13 protein-coding genes are annotated in these 16,999 nt (G+C 69.0%); 7 read left to right on the forward strand and 6 right to left on the reverse strand.

All coding sequences use genetic code 11. The annotated features are described in order from the left end of the window. Positions 1-14: 14 nt before the first annotated feature. Together VMV22_06925 and VMV22_06930 are read left to right on the forward strand one after the other, a co-directional pair. Positions 15-233 (forward strand): hypothetical protein, encoded by a 219-nt coding sequence (locus VMV22_06925; protein HUY22057.1) that lies wholly within the window; start codon positions 15-17, stop codon positions 231-233. Between the two features lie 255 nt (positions 234-488). Further along, positions 489-2,816, forward strand: a complete 2,328-nt coding sequence (locus VMV22_06930; GenBank protein ID HUY22058.1) for an EAL domain-containing protein — start codon at positions 489-491, stop codon at positions 2,814-2,816. Between the two features lie 56 nt (positions 2,817-2,872). Here VMV22_06930 and VMV22_06935 read toward each other — a convergent pair whose 3' ends face one another. After that, on the reverse strand, positions 2,873-3,268 hold the full coding sequence (locus VMV22_06935) for a hypothetical protein (protein HUY22059.1): 396 nt from the start codon (positions 3,266-3,268) through the stop codon (positions 2,873-2,875). A 267-nt stretch (positions 3,269-3,535) separates the two neighbouring features. Between VMV22_06935 and VMV22_06940 the strand changes: the two genes are divergently transcribed. Beyond that, entirely contained in the window at positions 3,536-4,606 is a 1,071-nt protein-coding gene (locus VMV22_06940) for a GNAT family N-acetyltransferase (GenBank protein HUY22060.1), read from the forward strand. 100 nt (positions 4,607-4,706) lie between these two features. On the opposite strand, the gene VMV22_06945 is transcribed toward VMV22_06940, so the two are convergent. From VMV22_06945 to VMV22_06960, 4 genes are all read right to left on the reverse strand, one after another. Next, positions 4,707-4,955: a transglycosylase family protein gene (locus VMV22_06945; GenBank protein HUY22061.1), complete on the reverse strand. Its 249-nt coding sequence runs from the start codon at positions 4,953-4,955 to the stop codon at positions 4,707-4,709. Between the two features lie 532 nt (positions 4,956-5,487). Beyond that, positions 5,488-6,720 carry an SGNH/GDSL hydrolase family protein gene (locus tag VMV22_06950; protein HUY22062.1) on the reverse strand — a complete coding sequence of 411 codons (1,233 nt, stop codon included), beginning with the start codon at positions 6,718-6,720 and terminating at the stop codon, positions 5,488-5,490. A gap of 280 nt (positions 6,721-7,000) precedes the next feature. Then, the gene (locus VMV22_06955) at positions 7,001-7,963 is read right to left on the reverse strand and encodes a transglycosylase family protein (protein ID HUY22063.1); all 963 of its coding nucleotides are present in this window, start codon (positions 7,961-7,963) and stop codon (positions 7,001-7,003) included. A gap of 237 nt (positions 7,964-8,200) precedes the next feature. Beyond that, a complete protein-coding gene (locus tag VMV22_06960; GenBank protein HUY22064.1) occupies positions 8,201-10,351 on the reverse strand; it encodes an acyltransferase family protein in 2,151 nt (716 codons plus the stop codon). Between the two features lie 386 nt (positions 10,352-10,737). Between VMV22_06960 and VMV22_06965 the strand changes: the two genes are divergently transcribed. Next, complete coding sequence (locus VMV22_06965) at positions 10,738-12,117, forward strand: MFS transporter (protein HUY22065.1); 1,380 nt, start codon at positions 10,738-10,740, stop codon at positions 12,115-12,117. Here the strand turns inward: VMV22_06965 and VMV22_06970 are convergent. Next, positions 12,011-12,562 carry a hypothetical protein gene (locus VMV22_06970; protein ID HUY22066.1) on the reverse strand — a complete coding sequence of 184 codons (552 nt, stop codon included), beginning with the start codon at positions 12,560-12,562 and terminating at the stop codon, positions 12,011-12,013. The genes VMV22_06965 and VMV22_06970 overlap by 107 nt on opposite strands. 292 nt (positions 12,563-12,854) lie before the next feature. On the opposite strand from VMV22_06970, the gene VMV22_06975 reads away from it, so the two are divergent. The 3 genes from VMV22_06975 (at position 12,855) to VMV22_06985 (ending at position 16,915) form a co-directional block, all read left to right on the forward strand. Continuing rightward, entirely contained in the window at positions 12,855-13,202 is a 348-nt protein-coding gene (locus tag VMV22_06975) for a YciI family protein (protein HUY22067.1), read from the forward strand. Further along, positions 13,203-14,474 carry a sigma-70 family RNA polymerase sigma factor gene (locus tag VMV22_06980; GenBank protein HUY22068.1) on the forward strand — a complete coding sequence of 424 codons (1,272 nt, stop codon included), beginning with the start codon at positions 13,203-13,205 and terminating at the stop codon, positions 14,472-14,474. A 74-nt stretch (positions 14,475-14,548) separates the two neighbouring features. Beyond that, the gene (locus VMV22_06985) at positions 14,549-16,915 is read left to right on the forward strand and encodes a GH92 family glycosyl hydrolase (GenBank protein ID HUY22069.1); all 2,367 of its coding nucleotides are present in this window, start codon (positions 14,549-14,551) and stop codon (positions 16,913-16,915) included. The last annotated feature ends 84 nt before the right edge of the window (positions 16,916-16,999 follow it).

Consider the following 16,999-nt stretch of genomic DNA (forward strand, 5'->3'; position numbering starts at 1 on the left):
GCGCCCTGCGTCGGGTGGTCCGGACCACCGGTCGGTTCCTGTGGTCGTTCTTCGTCGACGACACCCCCGAGGTCCTGGTGGCCGCCCTCGTCATCGTGGTCGCCGCCTTTGCGCTGCGCCACGAGCGTGCCGGGGCTGTCGTCGTGCTGCCCCTGCTGGCCATCGCCGGCCTCGGATTCGGGGTGTGGCGGGCGAGCCGCTCGTCGCCGGAAGGCGCCGACGACTCCTCGTAGGGGTCGAACGTGGGCCGACCGCCCATTCTTGGTTGGTAGGTAACCACAGACATTGGTATCGGCGCTCGGAATCATCATGGGCACGGGCTAAGGGTCCACCCCAATTGTGCCGATCCTCAAAGACAACGGTAGCGCCAACGGTCGAGTCCCCGGATTCTGAACGCTCGACGCAACCATTACCCAGGCGACTCCTGCCGACCCCGACTGTGCTCGACGGATGATCTGGCGAGCACGAGGAGGAGGGGATCGAGGCCGATGATCGCGCGACGGTCTGTTTGGTCAGCGACGACAGCGCTGTTGGTCCTTGTGGGCTCTGCCAGCTCGATCATGGGGGCCAATGCGCTGGGACGGGAGCAGGACCAGAAGTCGCATCAGGCCTTTGCCGCGACCTCTGCGGAGATCGCCTCGTCGCTGACGGAGACCATCCAACACCAACAAGACCTCGCACTAGGTGCCGGAGCCTTCTTGATCGGCAATCCCAATGCCACCCAGTCTCAGTTCGTACAGTGGACCAACTCCATTCGGGTGTTCGCGCAATACCCAGAAGTCATGAATATCGGCGAGGTCACACTTGTCCCGGCATCACAGCTGAGTGCTTTTGCCGCCCGAGAAGCCGCCGACCCCTCAGGTCCGCTGGCTGCCGATGGCACCTTCCAGGTCACTCCGGCGGGACGGCGTCCCTACTACTGCTTCCAGACAGTAGAGCGATCACGGGGCACGCAACAGAACCTTCCCGCCGGCATCGACTACTGCGACAGCCCGCTAGGCCCGGCGCTGGTTGAGACTCGGGACTCGGGCCGGGCCGCGTACTTTCCCTACGGACAGGGAAAGAACGCAATGCTGGTAGTGGGGACCGCCATCTACCGTGGCGGCGTCGTGCCGACGACGACCCAAGCTCGCCGTAGCGCGTTGATCGGTTGGACCGGCACGGAGGTCCTCCCGAGTGTCTTCTTGAAGGCCGCCCTGGAACACCATCCATTCACCGCGGTGACATTCAACTACGGCCAGGATTCTCCCAAGGCGATCTTCAAGGCCGGCTCGACACCTATCCGAGCGCAGTCGACGACGATCGACCTGCACAACGGATGGCATGTCCGGGTCTTCGGTGCGTCGACCGGCGCTGGAATGCTCTCCAACGCGGACGCCCTTACCCTGTTGTTGGGTGGGATCATGCTCAGTCTGTTGTTCGCAACCTTGATCTATGTGCTCGGCACCAGCCGTTCTCGGGCGCTGCTTCTGGTGCATGAACGCACCGACGAGCTCCACCACCAGGCTTTCCACGACTCGCTCACCGGACTCCCCAATCGGGCCTTGATCCTCGATCGGGCTGGTCAGATGCTGGCGCGTGCTCGACGACAGCGCACCCCTTTGGCCGTACTGTTCCTCGACCTCGACGATTTCAAGGACATCAACGACACCTTGGGCCACGCAGCAGGCGATCAGCTGCTCCTCGCGGTCGGAACCAGAATGACGAGTGCGCTTCGTGAAGTGGACACGGTTGGACGTTTGGGTGGTGACGAGTTCGTCGTGCTGCTCGAGGGCACCTCACTGGCAGCAGGTGCCCAGGTGGTGGCGGATCGGATCCTTGACGTACTGGCGACCCCATTCGAGATACCGGGCCACGACACTCCGTTGGCAGTCACTGCCAGCATCGGCATCGCCGAGGACGTCCGGGCGACACCTGACGAGCTGCTGCAAGATGCCGACATCGCCCTCTACCGGGCCAAGGCCACCGGCAAGCGGCGCGCCGTGCCCTTCTCCCCATCGATGCGCAAAGCCGTCGACGATTTCCGAAACCTCGACGTGGATCTACATCGCGCCCTCAAAGCCGACGAGCTCTTCCTGGTCTACCAACCCACCATCAACCTCGCCTCCGGAGCGGTTACCGGCGTTGAGGCACTCTTGCGCTGGCACCATCCGGAACGGGGCGTCCTTCAGCCCGACGTATTCATCCCCCTCCTCGAATCGAGCGGCCTCATCATTCCGGTCGGTCAGTGGGTGCTCGAGGTCGCGTGCCGACAGGGTGCGGTATGGGAGAATCAGGGTCATCCATTGTTTGTGTCAGTCAACATCTCGGCTGTTCAGCTCGGACGGGACCGGATCGTCGACGATGTCCATGGCGCCCTCGCGGCGTCCGGCTTCGATCCCGGCATGTTGACGTTGGAGCTCACTGAGACCACCTTGATGAACGACGTCCAGTGCACCCTGGCCCGACTTGCACAGCTGAAGGCGATTGGGGTGCGGCTCGCCATCGACGACTTCGGCACCGGCTACTCGTCGCTCGCGTACCTACAGCAATTCCCCATTGATGTCTTGAAGATCGACCAGTCCTTCGTCTCAGGGATTGCCGACTCGTCAGACTCTGCCGCCATCGTCCACACGCTGGTCCGACTCGGCAAGGTGCTCGGGCTCGAAACCGTCGCCGAGGGTGTCGAGCATGACGAGCAGCTGATGCGGCTCAGAGCGGAGGGGGTCGATACCGGTCAGGGATTCCTCTTCGCTCGGCCGCTCGATGTGGGTGCTGTCGACCAACTCCTGAGAATCTCGGCCGGTACGTCCGAGGCTGTTCGAGTCGTGGGTTGAGAGACAGCAGGAGTGCTCGAGTCAACATCTCTACGGCGTAAGGCGAGGTCCGATGTCTATGGATTGTCGCCAGCAGCGCTCTCGGCGTCCGTTGTCAGCGTGGCAAAGTGCTTGTGGATGTCCTCGATCCTGGCTGCATCCGCTCGGCGCTGCGCTTGAATCTCCTCGTGCGCCTTCGCCATGAGCTCCGCAGTAATGCGAGGCTGTTTCGACAATATGGGGTGGTGCTTGCGGCAGGCTTTGAAGGGCGTGCCGTCGACTCTGTGTGTGATGATCCTCCAGCAGCCTTTGTCATGGCAGTTCACGTGACGCATCCCGACGATGACAGCACCGATCAACGTGACCTCGCCGATATCGGATCCTGCCCCTGACCAGAAGCCGTAGTAGGGGCCCGAGCCGCCGACGCCGAAGAAGTGGTACAGCCAGTTCCCGATGGCGTGCAGTGTCGTCATGACGATTCCCTCCAGTCGACATCCGCAGGGAGCCGAGGGTTGGCCCGACCGTTCAGTGTGACGCAGAAAGACCGCACAGCTTCGGAGATCGCGAGTGTGCCACACTTCCTGGCACGAACCGCGGTCTAACCGAGCGATACTGCTTGATCGTTCCGCCCTCGGCCAGGGCAACAAGGTCAGCGAGCGACCGGACTTGCTGGCTGCTCGGCGTTTAGGCTCCTGGAGCCGGTACCTCTCCAGCAGGCCGGCGAAAGGAGCGATCCCCGGATGAGCCCGGAGGTCCCGGATGAAGCAGACGGGGTTTCCCGGTGCACGGAGGACGACCTCGGTGAGCTGCGGGCATTCCAGGCTCACATGTACGAAGCGGGCAGCCGAGTGCTCGACCACAGCCGAGCTGACTGGCTGTTCTCGCGCCATCCCTTGCGGCCGGACGAGGGGCTGACGATCTGGGTCTGCCGTCGCGGCGGCCAGATCGTCGGCACCGAGGCTGGGATCCCCTTTGACCTCACCGTCGAGGACGGACGTTGCCGGGGCTCATGGGCGGTCGAGCTCATGGTGGACCCGGAGTGGCGGGGAAGCGGAATCGGCCCTGCCCTGTCCGAAGCCCACCGGCGGTCGTGTCTCGTCTCGGCCGGTCTGAGCGTCTCCCACGCCGCATATCGGTCCTTATTGCGCAGGCGCTCGACCGACATGGGACGTGTCCCCATGTACCTCCGCCTGCTCGATCCCCGAGCCATCCTTCGCTGGGAAGGCGCACCCATGCTCGTGCGCTATCTGGCGCTTCCACTGATCGCGCCGGCACTGTGGCTATTGGGCGGGGTGGACCGCATCCGCAATGCCCGCACCGACCTCCTTTCCATCAGCGCCTTCGATCAGCGTGCCGACGTCCTCTGGCAGGAAGTGTCGGTCCTCTACCGCGCCATCTCCCACCGCGACGCCCCGTGGCTCCGATGGAGGTTCGACGACTGCCCGCATCGGAGCGAATACCTTCGCTACTACGTCCTCCATCGCGAACGACTGATCGGGTACCTTGTGCTTCGTTGGACGACGTGGAGCGGGCGCCCGGTTCTCGCGCTCGTCGACTACCTCGCGGCGCCCGGTGACGTCGCCCGATTGCTGTCGTCGAGCCTCCGGGTGGCTCGCGCACTCGGTGCGACTGCCGTGCTGTGCAACACGCTGAACGTGCAAGCTGAGAACGCATTTCGGACGAGCGGGTTCTTCCAACGTCGCAATCAGGGCATTCGCTTCCTCGCCTACACGAGCGACGAGTCCTTGAAACCGGTCATCCTCAATCCTTCGGACTGGTTCATCACTTCCGCCGACAGCGACCTTGACTGAGGCCACCCACATGTGGTGTCAGCCCGATCCTATGGGCACCTCATCGTGGGCGAAGGCCTGAGGGAAAGGTCCAGAAAGGATCGGGTCGATGTCGACCCCGTCACGAGCTGCAGCGGTCTCCGAGCCACGGCTGCTGACCGTCGAGGGCGTAGAGGGCGACGGCCACGGTGTCCTGATCGGCCTTGGACGCACGGTCCGGCGGCACGCCGACCAGGTCCGGGCGGCCGGCAGCCCGCGCCGCGCTGTTCCACGTGGCCTGGCTGAACTGGAACGCCCCCATGTACATCCCGTTGGGGGACACCGCTGCATAGTTTCCGCCCGACTCCGCCCGACTCCGCCCGCACGACACACTGCAGGTAGGGAACTCTCTATGACGGCAGGAATCTCAGTCGAAATCAGGAGTCTTTTGCCTCCTCAGACCTCCTGTCACCGCAGGTCTTCGACGTGTTTCCGCATGCACACCCAGGGGTCCGGCTTCACACCATTCGGGTGCAGTTGCTGCCGAGGCCGACGTGCAGTTCGATTTCCGGTACTGATCGGTGTTCACACACGGGGGGGGTGCAGATGGATTCCGGGGTACCACCCTTGACCAGTACGACCAGGTCATCGAACGGCTCGGGTCTCGACCCGGAGGACCGGGACCGCGTGGCGTGCTCTTGCAATGGATCACGAAGACCGACGACGGATTTCGAATCATCGACGTCTGTGAATCACGAGAGGAGTTCGAGGATCAGCGGTCCGAGAGAGTCATCCCCGCGTTTCGAGGGGTTGGCGCGCCCCATCCCGCCCGACATCCAATTCTTCGAGGTGCACGACCACTTCGTCGGTAGCCCGGAGGAGCCACTGAACGTCGACTGGGCTCTTGGCCGGAGCCTCGTCGCCTACAGCGCTGCGGCGATCAGCTTACCGATCGTCTTGTAGCCCTTGTCGTTGGCGTGGATGTTCCCGAGGGCGCAGTACCAGGTGTACTTGCACACCTCGGCCACCGCCTTGGGGATCTTGCCGTAGGGCGCCAGGTTGCTGAGCTTGGTCAGCGGGGTGTAGGCGCCGGTGGCGGCGGTGACGTCGACGAACTTGCCGTTGGGCACGCCGGTGTAAGCGGCGGCCAGGGTGGGGTTGATCAGCAGGTTGAAGGCCAACGTCGACTCCGAGGCCAGGGTCTGGTTGGCCGTGGTGGCCGGGAACGACGGGAACACCCACAGGCCGAGGAGCACGTCGGGATAGGTGAGGCCGACGATCGGCACGGTCGGGCCGGCCGACGTGCTCAGGTCGCCGACGAGTGTGGTCACGTTGGCCTGGATAAGGGCCTTGCCGTTGCTGACGCAGGTGATGGCGTCGGTTGCGCCGTTGACCGGGTTCCCGGGAGCCGCCGCGGCACACGGCGTGACGTCGTTGCCGCCGATCGACACGGTGATGAGGCCGATCTGGCCCGGATGGGTGGCGATGAACGCCTCGGCCGCAGTCACCTGGCTCTGGCCCGCCGCGATGGGCCCGGGGTTCAACGCGGCGGGTGGGCCGTAGGCGTCCACGCCACACCTTCCCGTGAACGTGAGGATCGAGTCGCTGGTGGCCCCGCCGCAGCCGAAGTTCACCAGGGTCATTTTCTCCTTCTTGGCCACGTAGCCCGTGTAGCCGTACGTCGCCGCGGGCGTGGGCGACGGTTGGTAGCCGACGGAGTAGGAGTCGCCCAGGGAGAGGTAGTAGCGCGGGAAGGTCACCGTCGTCCCCGGGGCGACGGGCCCGGTGGTGCCGCTCGTCACCAGGTCGATGCCGCACGCCAGTACGGCCTTCTTGGGCGCGCACGTGCCGTCGCTCGGGCCGACGACCGTGAAGGCCACGGGCGTGATCACGCCCTTGGCGTTGACGGTGATCGCCACCTCGGTCGACAGGTCGCAGCCTGACGACGTGTCGGTCGCGGTCGGGAGGCACTCGACCAGGTAATGCCCGTTGTCCCCCGGGGCCTTGCCGCTGACCGTCACCTGCTGGTCGAGTGACAGGCCGGCTTTCTGCGAGACCTTCAGCTTCAACCCGGTGGCGGCATGGCCGACGCCGCCGGTCACGACCACCAGGCCGAGGCTGAGCACGGCGGCGGTCAAGATCATGCGGGTCGTCATGGCCGTGGAACGATGCTTCATCGGTGCCCCCAAGGTTCGGTGGTTGCCTTCCTAACCCTTTCCGGACCACGCTGCCTCGTCAAAACTGACGGTCTCGTGCCGTGCCCCCGGCGGCCCCGGTCGACACCACTGCGAATTGCCTGCTCACAGCGGTCAAGGGTCCCTCGGGTTCCCCAGAGTCACCGGGAAGCCTGGAGCGGGCACCCTGTTCTCGCCGCGCTCGACACTTCGGGTGAGCGGGGTCTTCCGACGCCGCGACCAGGGGCATCCGCTCCCGCGCCTACGAGCTGCAGCGGTCTCCGAGCCACGGCTGCTGACCGTCGAGGGCGTAGAGGGCGACGGCCACGGTGTCCTGATCGGCCTTGGACGCACGGTTCGGCGGCACGCCGACCAGGTCCGGGCGGCCGGCAGCCCGCGCCGCGCTGTTCCACGTGGCCTGGCTGAACTGGAACGCCCCCATGTACATCCCGTTGGGGGACACCGCTGCATAGTTACCGCCCGACTCCGCCCGCACGACACACTGCAGGTAGGGATTGAGGGCGGGGTCCGCGCCTGACGCCGGCGTGGAGGTCGTCCCGTTGACCGCCGTCTGCGGAGCCGACCGCGTGGCGGCGGCCACGGCGGCCGCGGCCGCGGTGGCCTGCGCGGTGGTCTGGGCGGCGACGGCGGCTGCCAGCTGCCCGGTCACCTGACGCTGCACGGCCTCCATCTGGTGCTCGGTGCTCTGGGCCTGGGCGAGGTCGGCGGCCTGCTGTTCCTGCTCCGACCTGTCCTGGTCCTGCTGCTGCTGCAGCGTCTCCTCGTGCGCCTGGAGCGTGAGCTGAGCGGTGTGCAGCTGGTCGAGAGCCGACTCCATGCCGCCGGCTGCGATGGCTGCGTACTCGTTGACCAACTGCGCCTGCTCGGCGTTGCCGGTGAACAGCGCTGTCCCCGATCCCGACAGCTTGCCACCGTTCATGTACGACTTGATCGCCAACTGGCGCACCGCGCTCGTATCCACGGCGATCTGCTGTTGGTCCTGGCTGAGCTGTTGTGCAGTGGCGGTGATCGCCCGGTTATCGGCGGCCACCTTCTCGGACGCCACCGAATACTGCTGTTGCTCGGCGCCGATCTGCAGCTGCTGCTGCACCAGCTTCTGTGAGATCGACGCCGCCTGCGCCTGGAGATCCGAGATCTGGCTGGCCGCCGCGGTCCGGGGGCCGATGACCATGGTCAGCGAGGTCGCGGCGACAAGCGTCGACACGAAACCGGCCGCGGCGGCGCGACCTCGTTGTGAGCGTCGGGGACGGCATGCTGAGGGTATGCGTCGGGCGCGAAACACGGTGAGGTGAACGCTACTGACCCCCCCCATGAAGGACAAAACCCGGTTCGGGCTGGCTCGGCCATGCTCGAGCAGGACGGGGATCACTACGAACATCCATTCGATGCACGGTGAAATCGCTCCCGAGCGCACGCTCCGGAGACGGTTGCGGGGCCGAGCTCAGCGCACGGGCCCGAAGCCGAGCGCCGAGGCGAGGACGTTCTCCAGGTAGCGGCTGTACGTGGCCGTGATGTGGTCGTCGTCCTTGTAGACGACGATGTTGTCGATGATGTCGGTGCACGTCGTCGAGCAGAACCACGGCGTCACGTTCACGTAGCGCGCACCCGCGCCGGCGGCGGCAGTCTGCTCGGCCGCATCCATCGCTCGGTAGTACGGACTGGGCACTCCGGAGCACGCCTGCACATTGTCGACGTGGCGGGCGAGACAATTCGGATTGATGTGGGGGGTGATGGGGATGTCCCCGAGCACCACCTTGCGGGTCCTCGGCGCGTTCACCGCGGTCAGCGCCTGCGACAGGCCCTGCTCCCACAGCGCCGGGGTGAGCTTGCCGCTCGGGTACACCTGCCCCCGGGGGATCCCGGTCACGATCAACAGGTCGGGGTTCATGGCGTTGATGCGCTGCGTGGCGTACCGGTGCCAGACGTCGCACTGCGTGAAGCGGCCACCCAGGGCCCCGAACCCGGGCGGATTGGTGCGCGCCACCAACGCCGCGTGGCACCAGTCCTTGCCCAGCACCACCAGTCGCCACCCCGCCTGCTTGGCGATGGCGTCGAACGCCTCGAACCACATGAGCGCCGACGAATCGCCGTAGAGGACCATGGTGTGGGCGCCGTGCGGGTCGCCGAACACGCACGAGGGGACGGTGGTGACGGCCAGATGCGCCTCGCAGCCGTAGGCGTCGGCCGGCAACCCTCCCCAGTCGTCGGGCGCGGCCGCCACCGAGGGGCTGACGTCAGCGGGGACCGTCGTGATGAGGCGGGCGCGCGCCACGGCGCGCTGTACCGCCGCCGCCGTTGCGGGCGCCAGGCCCGAGCCGGGCACCGCTCCCTGGGCGGCCGCCCCGGCACCGGCGGCAGGTGCCATCACCGTGACGACACCGATGCACAACGCGCTGGCGACGACACCGGTGCCGACGCTCGCCCACCGGATACGCGCCAGCACCCGGGCATGACGGATCGGGTTCTCCACGATGAAGTAGGTGAGCACCGACAGCCCCAGCGCGATCACCGCCAGGAGCACGTCGTCGATCACCGGCAGGGTGCGGCGCCCCTGGTACTGGGCGGCGATCACCAGGATCGGCCAGTGCCACAGGTACAAGGAGTACGACCAGCGCCCCAGCCATCGGAACGCCCCCAACGACAGCAGCGCCTCGGCCCCCGCCCGCGGGGCGGCCGTCCCCCCGGCGATCACGAGGGCGGCGGCCACCACGGGGACGGCCACCCACGAGCCCGGGTACGGCGTGGTGTTCGTGAACCCGACGGCGGCGCCCACGATGCCGGCCAGGCCCACCCACGTCATCGCGGCGGCCAGGGGCGGTGGGAGGCGCCGGAGCTTCCCTGCGGCCACGGCCACGAGCGCCCCCAGCGCCAGCTCCCATGCCCGGGTGAAGGGCGAGAAGTACGCCGCCGTCGCATCCGAGGACGTCTGGGCGACCGACCACACGAACGACGTCACCACGGCCAGGGTGAGGAACGCGCCGAGCTTGGCCCGCAGCGACAGGCGACGGCCCACCGTCGCCACCAGGAGGAAGATCGTCGGGTAGACGACGTAGAACTGCTCCTCCACGGCCAACGACCAGAAGCTCTGCAACGGGGACGGGGGGCGTTGCGAGAGGAAGTAGTCGGTCCCGGTGGCTGTGAAGTGGAAGTTGGCCAGGAACACCGACGCCCAGCGGGCATCACCCACGACCTGGCTGGTCGCCACCACGCCGAGGAGGAGGCGGGTGGCCAGGACGCTCACCACGATGACCAGGGCCGCGGCCGGGATGATGCGCCGGGCGCGCCGGCCGTAGAACGCCAGCAGGCTGGTGCGGCCCGTGGCGGTCCGTTCCCGCAGCAACAGGCCGGTGATGACGTAGCCCGAGATGACGAAGAAGACGTCGACCCCGACGTACCCTCCCCCGAGGTGCGGGATGCCCACGTGATAGAGCACCACGAGCAGCACGGCGACGGCCCGCAGGCCTTCGACGTCGGGACGGAAGGCGCGGTCCTCGGGCGCGGTGCCCGCCTCGTCGCCAGACGCCAGGAATCGAAGGCGCGCCGCGTCGGCAGAGCGCTCTGCGTCGGCGACGCGCGCGTCGGTGCCTGTCATGCCCTGTCGACCCCCCATCGAGAGGCGCAAGATTACGCCGCCTGATCCCACAGGACACCCCGGCCCAGCGTGACGGACCGGACTACTCCACTCCCTGGTCCACCGTCCCGGCGAGGTGGACGGGCGGGGACCCGGGCCGCACGAACCAGCCGTTGGCGGCCCCCGTGCGAGGGACGTGTTCACGGTGACGGTGAGCACGAGACCGTCCCCACCGGGCTCGTCGAAGGCGCTCGCCCAGGGCCCGCCACCCACGACGGCGGCGCTGCGCCACAGGACCGCGCCCGTCCGCCAGTCGACCACCTCCACGGGCCCTGCGGCCATGCCGGGTCGGACTCGTGGACGGGAGGCCCGGGTCCGGGGAGGGACGGCCCCCGTACTATGCACGGGTGCGATCCGAGTCGGCGGACGAGCCTGACCGGGCGGTCCCCTCCATCGAGGAGATCGAGGACGCCGTCGTCGACGGTGACCGCCCGCTGGCCGCGGGGACGGCGATCTCGGCGTTGCGCAACCGCACCTTCCGGGTGGTCTTCCTCGGGGCCTTCGCCTCCAACATCGGCACCTGGATGCAGAACGTCGTCCTCGGCGCCTACGCCTACGACATCACCCGGTCGAGCACCTTCGTCGGGGTGATCATCTTCGCCCAGCTCGGCCCCGCGCTGCTGCTCGCCATGGTCGGTGGCCTCGTGGCCGACAGGGTCGACCGGAAGAAGCTGCTCATCGTCCTGTCGCTCGAGCAGCTGGTCTTCTCGCTCGTCCTGGCCCAGGTGGTCCGCGCCGCGTCACCGTCCCACGTCCTGCTGGTGGCGATGGTGGTCATGGTCGGCGTCGGCAGCGCCATGTTCGGTCCCGCCTACTCGGCCATCCTCCCCGGCCTCGTTCCCCGCAGCGACCTCGGGGGGGCCATCTCGCTGAACTCGGCCCAGATGAACGCGTCACGCGTCATCGGCCCCGCCGTCGGGGGCGTCGTCTTCCACGCGGCCGGTCCGGCGTGGGTCTTCGCCGGCAATGCCGTGACCTACCTCTTCGTGGTGGGTGCCCTGATGGCCGTGCGACTGCCCGTGTTGCCCCGGTCGCAGCACGCCAGCCACTGGCGCGAGCTCACCGCGGGCATCACCACCGCCCGCCGGGACCGGGTCGTCGGGCGGTGCCTGGTCACCGTCTTCGCCTTCTCACTGCTGGCGCTGGCCTTCATCGGCCAGATGCCCGTCGTGGCGGCGCACAACCTCGGGATCGACCCCCGGTCCGCAGACTACGGCATCCTCTACGCCTCGTTCGGCGTGGGCGCCCTCGTCGGCGCCATCTCGATCGGCACCGTGTTCGCCGGCACCTCCAAGGCGATGATCGTGCGGATCTGCCTGCTGTGCTACTCGGCATCGTTGGCGGCGTTCGCCCTGCTGCGCGCCGCGCTGCCCGCCTACTTCGTGGTGGCGGTCGTCGGCGCCTTCTACTTCGCCTTCATCACCGCGCTGAACACGGCCCTGCAGACCCGGTTGAGCGACGCCGTGCGCGGCCGCGTCATGGCCCTGTGGATCATGGGGTTCGGTGGGACCGTGGCGCTCGGCAACCTGATCATCGGCCCGGTCGTGGCCGGCGTCGGGATCACGGCCGTCCTGCTCTTCGGTGCCGGTGTCGCCCTGCTCCTGGCGGGGTACGCCGACGTCAGGGCTCCGGCCGAAGGCGTCGGTGACACCGGACCGGCGATCCCCGGCCGGGACGGGGCGCCAAGGGGACGACCGGCAGGGACCCGGGGGTCCGGTCCTCCTTGACCATCTTGTCGATCAAGGTGGCGATCAGGTCGTAGCCGGTGGTGTTGGCGTGGATGTTGCCGAGCTGGCAGTACCACGTCAGGTTGCACACCTGGGCGACGGCCTCCGGGACGGTGATCGACCCGAAGGGCGCCAGCGTGATCGTCGCCGTCTTCTTGAAGGCGGTGTACGCGCCCGTCTTCTTGGTGACGTCGATGAACTTGCCCTTCCCGCCGACCTTGTTCGCCGTCTTCAGGTACGGGTTGATGATGACCTTGAACGCCACCGGCGACTCGTTCACCAGCGTCTGACTGGCCGTGCTGGGCGGGAACGCCGGTGTGCCGCCGAGATCGACCCAGTCCCCGAGCAGGACGTCGGGGTAGGTCAGCCCGATGACGGGCACCTTCTTGCCCGCCTTGCCCCCGGTCAGGAGCGCGGTGCGCAGGTCCTGGGTCAGTGTGGGCACGTTCGCCTTGATCGAGCTGGCGACGTTGCCGACGCAGGTGATCGGAGACGAGGCGCTGGCGCACGCGGTGACGCCCGGTGAACGTGAGGATCGAGGTCGTCGCACCATCCGGAGAGTTCGCAGGTGACAAGGGGTGCGCGCCTCGGGAAAGATCTCGCGCCGGCGGGCCGTCCCGGGGCGCATCGCCGACCCGGCTCGACCATCGGCGCCCGGAGAGGGGAGAATTTCGCGGCAACCTGTCGATCCGGCGGGGTGCCGTCCGTCGTACGGGCACACCGACCGAGGAGACACCATGCGCTACGTGCTGATGATCTGCGACGACGAGGCCGCCCTGCTGGCCCGCAGACCGGAGGAGAACGCCGAGTTCCTGGGCGAGTACGGCGCCTTCGGCGAGGAGATGACCGCTCGCGGCGTGCTGCGCGACGGGAACCGGCTGCGCCCCACCAGCGACGCCACCACCGTGCGCGTGCGCGACGGCGAGGTGCTCACCGCCGACGGCCCCTTCGCCGAGACCAAGGAGCAGATCGGCGGCTACTACGTCGTCGACTGCAAGGACCTCGACGAGGCCATCGAGGTGGCCTCGAAGATCCCCTCGGCGCGCATCGGGACCATCGAGGTCCGGCCCATCTGGGAGATGTAGTTGGACGACGTCGAGGCCGCGGTGGCTGGGGCCTTCCGAGACGAGTGGGGCCGTGTCGTCGCCACGCTCATCCGGACGACGGGGGACTGGGACCTGGCCGAGGAGTGCGCCCAGGATGCCTTCGCCCGGGCGCTGGCCCACTGGCCCCGGGCGGGCATCCCGGACAACCCCGGCGCGTGGCTCACGACCACGGCGCGCCACCGGGCCGTCGACCGTTTGCGCCGCCAGGCGGTTGGCGCCGCCAAGGCACGGGAGGCCGCGGTGACGGCACCGCCCGGCGGGCTCACGGACGGCGACGGCGACAACGACGGCAACAACGACGACGACGACAGCGGCATCGTCGACGAGCGGCTCCGGCTCATCTTCACGTGCTGCCACCCGGCGCTGTCGCTGGAGGCCCGGGTGGCGCTCACCCTGCGGACCCTGGCCGGCCTGACCACGGCCGAGATCGCCCGGGCGTTCCTGGTCCCCGAAGCCACCATGGCGCAGCGGCTGGTCCGGGCCAAGCGCAAGATCCGCAACGCCGCCATCCCCTATCGCGTACCACCTGCGCACCTGCTGCCCGACCGGACGTCGGCCGTGCTCGCCGTGCTGTACCTGTTGTTCAACGAGGGTTACGCCGCCTCTTCGGGCGCGGACCTGGTGCGCTCCGGCCTGTGCGCCGAGGCCCTCCGCCTGGCATCGACGATGGCGGAGCTGATGCCCGACGAGCCCGAGGCGCTCGGCCTGCTGGCGCTCATGATGCTGCACGACGCCCGTCGGACCTCGCGCGTCGACGCCGCCGGTGACCTCGTGCCGCTCGACGAACAGGACCGGTCGCGCTGGGACGCCACCGGCATCGAGCGCGGCGTGGCCGTCCTCGAGTCGGCGCTGCGCCGGGGCGAGCACGGGCCCTATCAGGTACAGGCCGCCATCGCCGCCTGCCACGCCACGGCCCCCGACCCCGCGGCCACGGACTGGGGGCAGATCGCCCGCCTCTATCGCGAGCTGGGGCGGCTGGCCCCGTCCCCCGTGGTCGAGCTCAACCGCGCCGTGGCGGTCGCCATGGCCGACGGGCCGGCGGCCGGCCTGGCGCTCGTCGAACGGATCGAGTCCTCCGGCGCCCTGGGCCACTACCACCTGCTGCCGGCGACGCGCGCCGACCTTCTCCGCCGGCTCGACCGGCGTGACGAGGCCGCCGCCGCCTACCGCCGGGCGCTGGCGATGGCGGTGGGCGAGACAGAGCGGCGATACCTGGAACGCCGCCTGGCCGAGGTGCTCCCCGCGCCCTGACGGGCCGGGGCTCCTACACTGCGCAGCGTGCCAGGGGCGGTGGCTGCACCGTGACGACACGCTCGCGTGCATGGGTGGTGGCAGCCTCCCTGGGCGCGCTGGCGTCGACGTTGGCCGGATGCGGCGGGGACTCGTCGACGGCGGCCACGCCACCGACATTGGCGGCGCCGCCGCCACCCAGTGGCCCGAGCGCGCTGGTGGACCCGTTCATGGGCACCGGCGTCGGCGGCCCCAGTGTGGGGAACATCGACACCTTCCCCGGTGCCGACGTCCCGTTCGGGATGCTGCAGTGGAGCCCGGACACCTCCCCCGACCGGGCGCCCGGCGGGGGCTACTCCTATCGGGACTCCTCTGTCAGCGGCTTCAGCCTCACCCACATGAGCGGGCCCGGGTGCCCGGTGTACGGCGACATCCCGATCCTGCCCACCGTGGGCGCCATCGGCACCGACCCGGCGGCCACCCGGCTGCACTTCTCGCACCACACCGAGGTGGCGAACCCGGGCAGCTACGCCGTCACCGTGGGAGACCCTCCGGTGCGCGTCGAGCTGGCTGTCACCGCCCGGACGGGCCTGGGTCGCTTCACCTTCCCCGGGACCGGACCGGCCAACGTTCTGCTCAAGGTGGCCAACAGTGCCGCGGGGTCATCGCGCTCGGACGTCTCCGTCGTCGGCGACTCCACGGTGGAGGGGTCGGTCACGAGCGGGGGCTTCTGCGGCACCGGCGGCGCCTACCGCCTCTACTTCGCCGCCCGGTTCGACCGCCCCTTCCGCTCGTTCGGGACGTGGCACGGCCCCGCCGTGCACCCCGGCGCCAGGAAGAGCGCACAGCCGCGGTCGGGGGCCTACGTGTCGTTCGCGGGCTCCACGCGCGTGGTCGACATGCAGGTGGGTGTCTCGTTCGTGAGCACCGCCGATGCCCTCGGGAACCTGGCCGCCGAACGGCCCGGCTGGGGTATCGACGCCCTGCGGGCCAGGGCGACGGCCGTGTGGAACCAGTACCTCGGTCGGATCGCCGCCACCGGCGGGAGCGCGGCCGACGAGCGGACCTTCTACTCGGCGCTGTACCGGTCCCTGCTCCATCCGAACGTCTTCGGCGACGACAACGGGGACTACATCGGCTTCGACGGTGCGGTCCACCGGTCGAGCGGGTACACGCAGTACGCCAACTTCTCGAACTGGGACATCTACCGCAGCGAAGTGCCCCTGCTGGCCCTGATCGCGCCGACGCAGACGAGCGACATGGTGACGTCCCTCCTGGCGGACGCCGCACAGGGCGGCGGCCTCCCCAAGCTGCCCATGGCCAACGTCGAGAGCGCCCAGATGAACGGGGACTCCGCCGACCCCGTCATCGCGTCCGCCTACGCCCTCGGCGCCCGCGCCTTCGACGCTGCCGCCGCCCTGGGCGACATGGTCAAGGGGGCGACGGTACCCGGCGTGACCACCGACCGGTTCCCCGAGCGCCAGGACCTCCCGGAGTACCTCGCCCATGGCTACGTCGCGGCCGACCGGCGAGACCTGACGTCGCTCGACTACACCGTCGGCGCCTCCGAGACCCTGGAGTACGCCATCGACGACTCCGCCCTCGCCCAGCTGGCCCTGGCCACCGGCCAGGCGGGCACGGCCAGGACGTTCGAGGCGCGCGCCCAGGACTGGCGGAACCTGGTCGACCCGGCGACCGGCTACCTCGCCGCCCGGCGCGCCGACGGGAGCTTCCCGCCCGGGCCCGCCTTCCAGCGCTCGCCGGTGCCGGGGATCGGCCAGGACGGCTTCGAGGAGGGCAACGCCATCCAGTACACGTGGAGCGTGCCCCAGAACCTCCGTGGGCTGTTCGACGCCCTGGGCGGCAACGCGGCGGTGGTCGGCAAGCTCGACACCTTCTTCACCGAGCTCGACACGAGCCGCAAGCAGCCCTACGACTGGGCGGGCAACGAGCCCGCGCTCGGCATCCCCTGGGAGTACGACTACGCGGGCGCACCCTGGCGGGCGCAGGACGTCGTCCGGCGCATCGCCACGTCGCTGTACTCGGCGAGCCCGGGCGGCGAGCCGGGCAACGACGACCTCGGGGCGATGGCGTCGTGGTACGTATGGGCGGCGATGGGCCTGTACCCCGAGGTGCCGGGCCGGGGCGAGCTGGTGCTCGCCAGCCCCCTCTTCCCCCATGTGACGGTGACCCTCTCGAACGGGGACAGCATCGTCATCGATGCCCCGGGCGCGTCGGCCGCCGACCGCTACGTGCAGGGGCTGCAGGTGCAGGGTGTCACCGGCGTGCCCGAGGCGTGCACGTCGTCGTCCGCCGGCACGGGGTCCGCCGCCTACACCTGCCCGTGGTTGCCGTCGTCGGTCGTCTCGGGCGGGGGGCGCCTCGACTTCACGCTGGGCCCGGCACCCGACACCGCGTGGGGCACGGCGGCCGCCGAGGCGCCGCCGTCGTTCGGCGGCTGAACCGCGGAGGGATCCGGCTCGCGCCGTCCGGCCGCACGGACTAGAACCGGCTCCGGCGCCCCCGACGACGGGCGCGACGGGAGG

The sequence above is a fragment of the Acidimicrobiales bacterium genome, from assembly GCA_035531755.1.
In the GTDB taxonomy this organism is placed as follows: Bacteria; Actinomycetota; Acidimicrobiia; order Acidimicrobiales; family UBA8190; genus DATKSK01.